Genomic DNA, 13,010 nt, shown 5'->3' on the forward strand with positions numbered 1-13,010 from the left:
TCTGTAAACTTTTACCGGATAAGAGTTTGGAATTTTATCTGATAATTTTTTCTAACCCTTACATGATTGGATCTTCAATCTCTTAGTTTATTTGTGTTTGTTTTTTGTTAGGGCAATAAGGTATTTGCTAAGATGCTTAGCAGTAGTTTGTTTTACTATTAATTCTCATAATAGTAGTTGTTTGATATCGGATAATAGTTACTTTTGCAAACACTTAAGAAGACATAAAGAAGAATATGGCTTATAATGTTTTGTTAAGGAGAATTTAATTTTGAATACTTTTTTATGAAAAGAATTTTACTTTTTGCAGATTTATTAATGATTCCTACTAATCAAAGAAAAAGATCAAGGGGTTTAAGAATAGGATTGAACAGTTTTTTAACTGGCAAAGCTTTTTCTTGCATGCTTTTGTTTATTCTATTTTTATTTTCTACTAAAAATTATGGGCAGTGTGCCTATCCTACAGGAGCCACACAAGTTGGTAGTACTATAATTTATTGTATTGATAATTCGGGAACTATTTCAAATAATGTTCCTGCTGGAAGGTTTGTACTTTTAAATGTAGTTCAGGGGTTTACTTATCGATTTCGCGTAGATGATAATTTTGGCGGAACTAATAACAATGAAATTGTTTCAATTTATAACGCTGCAAATAATAATGGTTTAACTACTTCAGCTGGTAGCGGAGGTGTTGATTTTAACTGGACAGCTACCTTATCTGGACAAGTAAAAGTCTTAATTTCTAGAGGAGGAACTGCTCCTAGCGGTTGTGTTAATGATGGTTCTGGACCTGCTCGGTTGCGAATTAACTTAAATTCTATTGGAAATAGTATTGACAGTCAAACTGCATTTGGCACAGATACTTGGCGAGGACATATTTATAATGCCGGTGGGGTTTCACCAGAGCCTTTTACTAATGCGAATTATGCTGGATATTATGATGTAGCGTCGGAGACTATAGCTGAAAGTTTCGGTGGTTATACTGCTTGTTTTCCTGTTTTCTCTCAGGGTAGTCAGAGAGCTAGTATGTACACCGAAGGTTATGCGGTTAGATATCGAATGAAAACGACAAAATCGGGTTGTTATTTTGTTAATTTTAGAGGTGATGATGGAATTCGACTAACGCTTAATGGTACTTCTGTATTTGATCGATGGGTTGAGCAAGGACCAACCAATTATAGTAGTGTTTTGGTTCGTTTAGATGGCGATGATGATTTTGTGTTGGATTATTATGAAAATACAGGTCAAAATGAAGTAGGCTTTTCATTGACCCCATTTGACGCTAATGCAAATACCATAACAGCACCAACAACAATAAATTTATGCTCTAATGGTAATCCTGCTATTATTGAAGGTTCTTTGCAGTACAGTTCAGAAAACGCAAGTTTGCAGAATCCACAACTTAATTTTCAATGGCAACTATCTACTGATGGTGGTGCTTATGCAAATATATCTGGTGCAACTGAAAGAACTTACGATCCACCCGCTATTGCAAATGCAACTTCTGCAAACATAGTTAGGAGATTTAAAAGATTAGTTACTTTAAATACTGCAAATGTTCCGGATATCAATGGAGTAAGAACTAATTGTTTATATAATGAAAGTAACGTTGTAACTATTACTACTTCGCCAACAGTGCCCGCTACACCAGGAGTAATTACAGGAACAGCAACGGTTTGTCAAGGGCAAAGTGGTGTTTCGTATTCTGTACCTGCAATTGCTAATGCTACAAGTTATACATGGAGTTATTCAGGAACAGGGTTTACACCATCAGGCACGACAGCTTCTATCACTGGAAGTTTTTCAGCAAGTGCTACATCAGGGAATTTAACAGTAAGAGGAGTTAATGGTTGTGGTAACGGAACGGTTTCTGCAACTTATGCTATTACAGTAAATCCACCCTCAGCAGTTGGAGCTGTTTCTGCAAATCAAACCATATGTTCTGGGAGTTCTCCTTCAAGTAATGTAACTATTGCCAGTGCAACGGGTACTATTCAATGGCAAAGAGCAGATGACGCTGCATTTACTAGTAATGTAATAAATGTTGGCACGAGTTCGACAACATTAACAATAGCACAAATAGGAGCTTTAACAGCAACTCGATATTTTAGAGCAGTTGTAACAAGTGGAGTTTGTTCATCAGTTACATCTAATACAGTTACTATTGCGGTAAATCCATTACCACAAGGAAGTTTAACGGCTAATGGTCCTTTTTGTGTCACTGGATCTGGTCAATTAACATGGACTGCTACAGCAGGAACAGGACCTTATACGATTATTTATAATGATGGTGTTGCCAATCGAACGGTAAATAATGTGGTAAGCGGAACGCCATTTAATACATTTACTACTCCAGTAACGGCTACAACTACTTATAACTTGGTTTCAGTAACAGGAACAGGAGGGATTAGTTGTGTAAGAACAACAGGTTTTACTGTAGGGTCAGCTATTATTACAGTTAATCCAACCTCAGCAGTTGGAGCTGTTTCTGCAAATCAAACGATATGTTCAGGGAGTTCTCCTTCAAGTAATGTAACTATTGCCAGTGCTACGGGTACTATTCAATGGCAAAGAGCTGATGATGCTACATTTACTACTAATTTAACCAATGTTGGCACGAATTCAACAACATTAACAATAGCTCAAATAGGTGCTTTAACAGCAACACGATATTTTAGAGCAGTTGTAACAAGTGGAGTTTGTCCAGCAGTTACATCAGGTATAGTTACTATTACAGTAAATCCAATTTTGCCAGCAAGTGTAAGTATTGCTATTACAACTGGCACACAGGTTTCATGTTCTGGAACAACAGTAACTTTTACAGCTACACCAACAAACGGAGGAGCTTCCCCAACATATCAATGGACTAAAAACGGTACAAATATTAGTGGTGCTACTTCTGTAACTTATACTGGAATTTCAGGAACAGATTTTGTGAATACAGACATTATTGGTTGTGTAATGACCTCTAATGCCACACCTTGTTTGACAGGCTCACCAGCTACGAGTCCGGGTTTGACTATGACGGTAATTCCAACTCCAGCAACTCCAGTACTTACAAACTTTATCTTGACTTGTAACCAAACTACTGCTTCTCAAACATGGAACGCTTCATCTAATACATCTAATTATATTGTAGATGTGTTTTCGGATGCTGCTTTAACTTCTTATTTAGCAGGCTATCAAAATCGTCCTGTTACTCCTTCAGCTAGTTCTACTGAGTCTTTGTCAATAAATGGATTGTTAGCTGGGCAAACGTACTACATGAGAGTAAAAGCTGTGAGTAGTTGCGGGATTGAGAGTGCGTACTCTAATATAGTTACTATTTCCTTGGCAATTTCACAATCTTCCGATGGGGTGACTTGGGACAACGGAGGATTAACTGTCAACAAAATTGCCAAATTTACAGGAAGTAGCAATATTAATGTTAGTAGTGCAGTTACAGCATGTTCGTGTATCGTTGATCCAAATGTGAATGTTGTTATTAAATCTCCTGGTGAATTGATTTTAGAAAACGGATTGGATGTAAAAGGTACTTTGGTTTTTGAAAATAACACCAGTTTAAAACAGACCAATCCCGCTGCTCTAAATACAGGCAGTATAGAATATCAGCGCAAATCATCCCCGATGAAAAATTTTGATTTCACGTATTGGTCTTCGCCAGTTTATGGTGATGGAATAGTTGTCCCGAAACAAACCGCTAAAAATTTATCACCCAATACGCTTGACAATAAATATTTTAGATTTGATCCTACTTCGGGTTGGGTTTTTGATGACGGAGAAATGAAACCTGGTGTTGGGTTCATTATCCGTGTGCCAAAACCTGGTTCTCCTGCGCCTGATAACTGGTCTGGACCTACCTATGAACAACCGGTGACCTTCAAAGGAATACCAAACAATGGTACGATTCCCTTTGTAGCAGGAGCGGATCAGTTTAACTTGATTGGGAATCCGTATCCATCAGCTATAAATGCAGAATTGTTTATGACTGATTTGAATAATAAAGGAATAATTTATGGGCCATTGTATTTCTGGACGCATAACACGCCTATCACCAATAATGTGTACGCATCTAATGATTATGCCACTTTTAATCTAACGGGTCCGACAGCTACAGTTTCGGCTGTGGGTAATTTATCTCCTGAATGGATAGATTTGAACAATAATAAAACAGTCGACACAGGAGAATTCACCGATCTAAATGCAAATGGATTTTTAGACAAGTTACCTGAATGGGTTGATGCTAATAATAACAACGTTCTAGAAAATGGAGAATGGATTGATTCAAATAACAATAATAGACTGGATTTACCAACTTTTGAAGTTACTGCGAATAGACCAACAGGTTATATCGCCGCAGGTCAATCTTTTTTCGTAGGGAACGTTGGAGCAGGAAGTTTCCAATTCACCAATGCAATGCGTGTGTCAGGACAAAACGATAAATTCTTCAAACAAACTAATACCAAGAAAACTACATTAGACGAGAAAAACCGAGTTTGGCTAAATTTAACCAACAGCCAAGGCGCTTTCAAGCAATTGTTAGTAGGATATATTGCTGGAGCTACTAATGATTGGGACAATTTGTATGATGGGCCTAGTTTTGATGGGCAACCTTTTGTAGATTTTTACAGCATCAATCAAGGCAAAAATTTAACGATTCAAGGTCGTGCTTTGCCTTTTGAAGCGACCGATGAAGTGCCGTTGGGCTATCGCAGCACTATTGCTGGTCCATTTGAGATTAGTATTGATGCAAGAGACGGAAATTTAGCTCAACAAGAAATTTGGTTAGAAGATAAAAAGACGGCTACCCTTCATGATCTGGCTAAAGGTAAATACTCCTTTACAGCCATTAATGGAGTAGAGAACAGTCGATTTGTATTGAAATACACCAACAAAACCTTGGGCACAGATGACAATACATTAGAAGATAAATCGCTAGTGATTAGTATCAAAAATAAAAAAATAACGGTTACTTCTTCTGAAGAAACCATTACTCAAATTCAGATTTTTGATTTGTTAGGTAGAAAAATCTTTGATAAATCCAAAATCAATGCACAAGAGTATATGATTGAGGCATTGCCTTCGAGTGAGCAAACGTTGATTGTCAAAACGACTTTAGCCAATGGAGCGATTAGCAACAAGAAGATTATTTTTTAATCCCACTAAGTTCCGTAGGAACGATTTATTTTGTAGCAACGGATTTCAATCCGTTGTGAAGGAACGTACAATATTGTAGCAACGGATTTCTATCTGTTGGGTAAAAATATAACCCTATCCATTTAACCCTTTCAGAGTCTAGTACTTTGAAAGGGTTTTTTGTTTTAAAAGTTTAATATTGGAATTTGGAATTTCAATTTTGGTGTTTGTCTTATCTGTTATTTTTTAACATGAGGACCATAGTTATTGAGTTAATTTATGAAAATATTTTTAGTCTACTGATTGTAGGTATTAATAAGTATTTGTTTTAAAGTGAGTTGTAGATTTTAAAAGGTTAATCTTATCTTAATCTCAATAAGTTTCCCTAATGAATACCTTATTTTTGCCCCTTCTAAAATTTTAAATTTTGATGTTGTTTATAGAAACAAAAAGTTTAAATCTTGTTTTTAGAATAGACTAAATAAATGTTTGTTGGATGCGTAAAAAGTACTTTGTTTTAATTTTTTTATTGTTTTTGCCGTATTGTGCTATGGCTCAGGCTTTGTCAGGTACTTACCATATTGGTACTTCACAACCCGCTCCATTTAAAACAATAACCTCTGCAATAGCGAGAATTAATGCTTCAGGAGTAAGTGGTCCGGTTACTTTTTTGCTAGACGACTCTAATTATTCTACTAAAAATGGAGAGATTTTTCCAATCGTTATCACACAATTTACTGGATCAAGCGCAACAAATACACTAACTATAAAGCCTAATGCCGGAAATACCGTTGTTATTGAAAATAGAAATACTGGAGAAGGTAGTAAGAGTGTTTTTAAAATAATTGGTGCCAAATTTGTCATTTTTGATGGCAATAATGGATCCAGTAGCAAGGCATTGACTGTGAAAAATAATTCAATGAATCATACGCTATCAAAAACTGTTTTTTGGTTAGGCGACAATGCAAGTAATATCCAAATTAAAAATCTTGCGGTACAACAATCTTTCTCTTTAAAAAGTAATCTGTCTATAGGTGTTTTTGCTGGTAATGGTTCAACTGTAAGTAAACTAAGCACTGGGAATAATCCCAATAATACCATTGAAAATGTTAACTTTATTGATGCGAAGCATTTGTTGTTTATCAATGGTAAAGATGAAATGCTTAATGTTGGATGGAAAATATTAAATAATACTAACTCAACTACAAATGGTAATAATAAGCCCTTCTTTGGTCTTTATGTTAACACGGCTTCTAATTTTTCTATTTTAAATAATACAATTTCAGATTTGTCTTTGGTCAATACAGATTATGATGAGTACGGATTTACTTTTGTTGCAGGAATTGCTGCGTATGGATCAAATGGTATTGTTGCCAATAACCAAATAAATAAAATTGTAAATTCATTGATGTCGTCTTCTTTTGGTCTTTTAAGTTCTGGTAATAGAATGATGTTAAATAACAATGTCATTTCCGATGTGGTTACCTCTGGGGGAGGTGATCTTTTTAGTCAAAGTGGATTTGGTATTTTTCTATCTTCAGGAGAAGATATTAAGGTATATCACAATAGTGTTCGATTAGGAGGTGTTCAGAAACTAGGATTGAGTGCGGCCATTTTTGTAGGTACTAATACAACTAAATTGGATATTCGAAATAATAATTTCATCAATGCACAAACAGGAGGTTCCAAAAAAGTTGCCTTTTATTCCGAATGGAAAGCAAAGGATAAATATTTGTTTTTAGACTTTAATAATTATTACTCTACTCAATATGTAGCAGGCTGGGGAGATTATTATGAATCTTCTAATTTAATGACTACTTTGGAGGATTGGAAGAAAGTAATTGGAAAAGAAACAAACGCCAAAAACATTCAACCTGATTTTGTTTTAAATACCACGCTACGATTAAAGGCAACAGCTAAAAATTTTGATTTGCAAGGCGTTTTGTTGGATGCTGTTTCTACTGATATAGATGGACAACCTAGAAGTAAGCCTTACATTGGAGCCGATGAAATTGTTTGTTTTGTTCAACCAGGAGCAATTAATGGCAATGCTACTCAATGCGCCTTACAAACAGGTCTTAGTTATTCTGTTGCAGCTGTCGCGAACGCAACTTCTTATAATTGGACCGTTCCTCCAGGTTGGATAATCACTTCAGGACAAGGTACCAACACTATTCGAGTTACTGCAGGTGCTGGAGGACAAAATGGTTTCATACGAGTTACTGCTGCTGTAGTTGATTGTGGCATTAGCGCTGTAAGTGCTCTGCCTGTAACGGTTAATAGTTATTCAGTTGCGCCAACAGACATAATAGGAGAAACAACGATTTATGCAGGAAATTCTACTACACTTGCAGTTAGTGGTGGATCCGCGGGTACAGGGGCAACGGCGCAATGGTTTGCTGATGCTTGCGAAGGAACTGTAATTGGCACAGGAAATAGTATAACTGTATCGCCTTTGAGGGATTCTACATATTTTGTTAGGTATTCCGGTTCATGTAATACAACTTCTTGTATTTCAGTAAAGGTTACAGTATCTCCGCTTCCTCCAACGGTGCTTCCTCCTATGCCCGTTGAACCTGTAGTTATATCGGGTTGTAATACTAATGGGAGTATAACTTTATTAAAGCAAGAACAAGCTATATTTTTTGATAAATCAAAAACACAACTTGTATATACCAATTTGAAATTCCCCTCGGTTTTGCCCTCTTTTACCATGGAAGGATGGGTTAAATTCAAAACTTCCGATTTGAATTCTGGCTACACAGGATTGTTCGGGCAGAAAGGCATACTTAGGTTTGGTTTTCAAGCTGATGTACTATTTTTGCATTCGTATGGTGGGTACCTTTCGATTCCTGTTGGTAATCTTGGGGATAATGAATGGCATCATATAGCTACTGTTGGTGATGGGGCAAAAACGATGCTTTTTATAGATGGAGTTTTAAAAAAATCGTTACCTCAATTAACTTCAAATTATGGCGGAGATTCGAGTAATGAAATAACAATAGCGGGTGATATTATGCCTGAATGGGACTGTTTCAAAGGACAAATGATGAAAGTTGGTTTTTATACCACAGCACTTTCGCTTTCAGAAATAAAAAGATTAGCTAGTTCTCCTACAACGTATCTTGGTACAGAAAAAGGGTTGCTTGCGGGTTATAATTTTAATGAAACGTCTGGAGCTATTCTTAAAAGCGTGCCTTCTGGTGTAGCTGCCGATTTAGTAAATAGTCCTATCTGGCAAGACCCATATACATATATTTGGTCAAAAACAGGTGATGCTTCTTTTTCATCTAGTACTAGAGATATTAAAGGACTTTCAAGTGGTGTTTATAATTTGAGTTTTTATGTTCGAAGTGGCTTTCCAAGAGAGGTAAGTTATGATTTGTCAAAATACACAAAGATTTCAACTTGGAAAGAAGGAAAATGGTCAGTAATTCCTACAAGTGATTCCAATTTGATTATTGCTGATGATTATACTTCAACCTCTAATCTAAACGGTTGTGTCTGTACAGTGAATGAGGGTGTTACGATGACCATAAAGTCAGGGCATACACTCACAATTGTCAAAGAGGTAACCACAAAAGGAAAACTAATCCTTGAGAACAACGCAAGCTTAGTCCAAACTACGAATGCTAAAAACAGTGGAGCCATAGAATACCGAAGAACTTCATCGCCCATGAAGAATTTTGATTATACCTATTGGTCGTCTCCAGTAATTGGGCAAACTGCGAAGTTGTTGTCGCCAAATACATTATGGGATAAATATCATAAATACGATCCCCTCAAAGGTTGGGTGAATGATGATGGACTCATGGCTCCCGGCGTAGGTTTTATTATTCGTACCCCAAAACCAGGAGTCTACGGTGCGCCTTATCCAGAAACGGTAGCGATGCCTTATAAGCAACCCGTCGCTTTTAAAGGTATTCCAAACAATGGTGACTATGAATTTAAAGTAGGAGCAGATCAATATAATTTGATCGGGAATCCCTATCCTTCAGCGATCGATGCAAAAAGGTTCATGGAGACCAACAAAGACATTATTCACGGCGCCCTATATTTTTGGACGCATAATACGGCAATTACAAATAATGATTATCAGGCTGATGATTATGCGACTTTTAACATCACAGGAGGCACAGGAACAGCTGCTAGCAAAGCAAATACAGGAGGAGTTGCACCCAAAGGATTTATTGCTGCAGGACAGTCCTTTTTTGTGGGAAATACAGCCGCAGGAAGTTTCAAGTTTACCAATGCCATGCGTGTATCGGGTAACAATAGTCAGTTTTTTAATCTCTCCAAAAATCTTGAGGTAGAAGTTGAGAAGCATCGTGTTTGGTTGAACTTGACCAATAGCGGTGGCGCTTTCAAACAATTACTTGTAGGGTACATTAGTGGAGCTACCAATGACTTTGATAATTTGTATGATGGTCCAAGTTTTGATGGGCAGGAATTTGTCGATTTTTATAGTGTCAATAAGGGACAGAATCTTACCATTCAAGGACGTGCTTTGCCCTTTTCAGATAAAGATGAAGTGCCTTTAGGGTATCGAAGCACAATCGAAGGCACTTTCAATATTAGTATTGACCACAGAGACGGCGCTTTGGCAGGTCAAGAAATTTGGTTAGAAGATAAAGAGACAAATGCTATTCATGATTTATCGCGATCGGACTATTCTTTCACAGCGATCAAGGGGGTTGAAAATGATCGATTTGTACTAAAATATTATAACAATCAATTGGGTACCGAAGACAATGTGTTGGAGGATAAGAAACTTATTGTGAGCGTTAAAAACAAGATCATTACCATCAATTCATCTGGAGAGGCTATCGAAAAAGTGCAAATATTTGATTTGTTAGGTAGAAAATTATACGATAAATCAAAAATTAACGAACAAAAATGGTCGATTGCTTCTTTAAGATCGAGTAAACAGGTCTTGATTGTTCGGACCACTTTGGCTAACGGAGCGGTAAAAAGTAATAAAATTATTTTTTAACCTTAAATTCCGTAGGAATGATTGATTTTGTAGCAACGGATTTTAATCCGTTGATTGGTGTTTTGCGGCAACAGATTTTAATCCATTATGTATTGCTGTTTTTCATTGCTTTTGCATTTTTATAATCAATCCAAGCTTGTCCTTTTAATTCTCGCATCAAAGTATCGAAATAGCGCATGATGAACACGTTGTAGAACGCTTTCCCTAAGTTCGGTAATCTTCTTGGGAAGGCTCGTAAACTCATCGAAAAACCTGCTGTTTCGTATTTCATATAATGCCAATATCCTTCTGGCATATATAGCATTTCGCCATGACGTAAAGTAGTGATGAGGCCTTTGGCGTTTTTCAAGGCTGGAAATTTTTCAAAATCGGGTGCGTCAAAATTAATATCTTCTCTTGCAATTAAAGCATGAGGTACTTTGTAAAGGTATGGGGTTTGTTGCGGATCAAATAGCATACATTGTTTTTGACCATGAAAATGAAAATGTAAGATGTTGGAGTAATCAATATCGTAATGCATGAATACTTTAGAGTTTTCGCCCCCAAAAAATAGCATGGGCAATTGTTTGACCAATCGTAGTCCTATTTTAGGCCATTGAAAGTCTTTTTGAAGGATCGGAACCTCCTTCATTAATTCATAAAGAAAGATTCTGTAATTGGTAGGTTTGGATTGTAACAGATCGATATAATCGGCCATTTTCATTTGAGCATGAGCTTCGTTGAAACCGTCTTTGTGTGATACAGGGCGATCGTCATAAAGAGGCACTATTTTGTCTCCAGCAACAGTTTTAATATAGTCTAAATTCCACTTGGTATAAGCAGGCCAATCCTCGGTTAGTTTTTCAATTACTAAAGGTTGTTGCTTTTTTACGTAGTTCGTATAAAAATCTTTTTTCGAAATAGTGGCTACACGTTCAATTTCAGTAAGATTCAGTTTCATAAATTGAAATTAAAAATTAAAAAAAATGCTCTTAGTTTTTTAGACTAAGAGCAAATGTAATAAAGCTTTAATTTATTTTATAGAAAAAACATTACTTATTCTTCATTGAGGCTTCAATGTTTTTTTCGATGATGTGACCAGGTCTGGACCATTTTGGTTTCTCTCCCAAAGCCACAAATTCTGAATCCGAAGCTTCAACGGTAATGGGTTGTTGTAATTTTATAAACGGTTTTTGAGGTTGTAATCCCAAAGTTTCGAACAATTTCATGTCGTCATCTACATTTGGATTTGGCGTAGTCAATAACTTATCGCCAGCAAAAATAGAATTGGCTCCTGCAAAGAAACACATTGCTTGTCCTTCACGGCTCATGTTCATACGTCCTGCAGATAAACGAACCTGTGTCTCAGGCATCACAATTCTTGTGGTGGCTACCATGCGAACCATTTCCCAGATTTCTACCGGTTTTTCATCTTCCATCGGCGTTCCTTCAACAGCTACAAGTGCATTGATTGGCACAGATTCGGGTTGTGGGTTTAAGGTGGCCAAAGCGACTAACATTCCTGCGCGGTCTTCAACGCTTTCTCCCATTCCGATGATACCACCGCTACAAACCGAGATTTTAGTTTTTCGAACATTCTCAATAGTCTGCAAACGATCCTCAAAACCACGGGTAGATATCACTTCTTTGTAATAGTCCTCAGAAGTATCTAAATTGTGGTTGTAGGCGTATAATCCCGCTTCAGCTAATCTTTTAGCTTGATTTTCGGTAATCATTCCCAATGTACAACAAACCTCCATGTCTAGTTTGTTGATGGTACGAACCATCTCAAGCACTTGGTCAAATTCAGGACCGTCTTTTACGTTTCGCCAAGCGGCGCCCATACAAACTCTTGATGAACCTCCAGATTTGGCGCGCAAAGCTTGTGCTTTCACTTGACTTACGGTCATTAACTCGTTGCCTTCAATATCCGTATGGTATCGAGCTGATTGTGGACAGTACCCACAATCCTCTGAGCATCCGCCTGTTTTTATCGAAAGTAAGGTGGAAACTTGAACCACATTAGGCTCATGATGTTCTCTATGTATTGTTGCTGCTTCATATAACAAATCCATTAATGGTTTGTTGTAAATAGCAATGATTTCTTCTTTAGTCCAATTGTGTCTTATATTGCTCATACGCCCAATTTTTTTTCAAGGCCAAAAGTAATCAATTACTTTTAAGTCACAAAGACAGTAGTCCAAAAGCTAGTTTTTTTAGTCCGTTACAAATCGGTTATTCCAATACAATAACAACAACATTGTAACCACCACGGTAGAAGCTATGCCTTCAAACAAGAGGCAAATGCTATACAAAATAACGGTTGGATTGCCACCAAAAAGAAACGTTTTGGATAGTGATTCCACAAAAGCATCACCTCCTTGCATGTAACTGTAAATAATGAGCCCGATGATACTCAAAAAAACACCATACAACGAGGTTTTCATTCCTGATACGGCATTGTCGGCCATGTTGAGGTTGCCATCGGTTATATTCATCAGTAAGGTTCGATTCACGCCGTAAAGCACAAATATAGTGTTGAATAATCTGAGATAAAACACATCAGATAAGCCCACAAGATTCATGATTAAAAAATACAAGGCTATTCCCAGAAAGATCAGAAAGCCATTTTGAAATTCTCTTGAAAGTATCATGCCGAAAAATTTTAAGGGTTACTATATAAAGCTTACTACTACACTAAACAACATTTTTCAAATCTTATTATTTGGGCGTTACCTCAAGGGTCGGGCTCAATGTCATTAAGTTAAGGATTAAATGATAAAATGATTGCTGATTTTTGATTAACGATTTTTGATTGCTGATGTATAAGATACTGAAAATCATATAATTTTACTCACTTGCTCTAAAATCTAAAATCAAGAATCGTTAATCTTCAATCTAA

At 36.7% G+C, this 13,010-nt stretch carries 5 protein-coding genes; 2 read left to right on the plus strand and 3 right to left on the minus strand.

The window, feature by feature from the left end:
• Positions 1-285: 285 nt before the first annotated feature.
• Both AO58_RS17475 and AO58_RS17480 read left to right on the plus strand, forming a co-directional pair.
• Complete coding sequence (locus tag AO58_RS17475) at positions 286-5,157, plus strand: RemA C-terminal-like gliding motility protein (protein WP_024979846.1); 4,872 nt, start codon at positions 286-288, stop codon at positions 5,155-5,157.
• A gap of 475 nt (positions 5,158-5,632) precedes the next feature.
• Entirely contained in the window at positions 5,633-10,129 is a 4,497-nt protein-coding gene (locus AO58_RS17480) for a RemA C-terminal-like gliding motility protein (protein WP_024979847.1), read from the plus strand.
• Between the two features lie 85 nt (positions 10,130-10,214).
• On the opposite strand, the gene AO58_RS16770 is transcribed toward AO58_RS17480, so the two are convergent.
• The 3 genes from AO58_RS16770 to AO58_RS0100570 form a co-directional block, all read right to left on the minus strand.
• Positions 10,215-11,069: a cupin-like domain-containing protein gene (locus AO58_RS16770; RefSeq protein ID WP_035717183.1), complete on the minus strand. Its 855-nt coding sequence runs from the start codon at positions 11,067-11,069 to the stop codon at positions 10,215-10,217.
• Between the two features lie 91 nt (positions 11,070-11,160).
• Positions 11,161-12,246 (minus strand): biotin synthase BioB, encoded by a 1,086-nt coding sequence (gene bioB / locus AO58_RS0100565; RefSeq protein ID WP_024979848.1) that lies wholly within the window; start codon positions 12,244-12,246, stop codon positions 11,161-11,163.
• 78 nt (positions 12,247-12,324) lie between these two features.
• On the minus strand, positions 12,325-12,762 hold the full coding sequence (locus tag AO58_RS0100570; RefSeq protein ID WP_024979849.1) for a hypothetical protein: 438 nt from the start codon (positions 12,760-12,762) through the stop codon (positions 12,325-12,327).
• Positions 12,763-13,010: the final 248 nt, after the last annotated feature.

The sequence above is a fragment of the Flavobacterium succinicans LMG 10402 genome (assembly GCF_000611675.1).
Classification (GTDB): domain Bacteria; phylum Bacteroidota; class Bacteroidia; order Flavobacteriales; family Flavobacteriaceae; genus Flavobacterium; species Flavobacterium succinicans.

Coding starts and splice junctions, on each gene's coding strand:
- AO58_RS0100570 (WP_024979849.1), bottom strand. CDS start 12,762: ATGATACTTTCAAGAGAATTTCAAAATGGCTTTCTGATCTTTCTGGGA.
- AO58_RS17480 (WP_024979847.1), top strand. CDS start 5,633: ATGCGTAAAAAGTACTTTGTTTTAATTTTTTTATTGTTTTTGCCGTAT.
- AO58_RS16770 (WP_035717183.1), bottom strand. CDS start 11,069: ATGAAACTGAATCTTACTGAAATTGAACGTGTAGCCACTATTTCGAAA.
- AO58_RS17475 (WP_024979846.1), top strand. CDS start 286: ATGAAAAGAATTTTACTTTTTGCAGATTTATTAATGATTCCTACTAAT.
- bioB (WP_024979848.1), bottom strand. CDS start 12,246: ATGAGCAATATAAGACACAATTGGACTAAAGAAGAAATCATTGCTATT.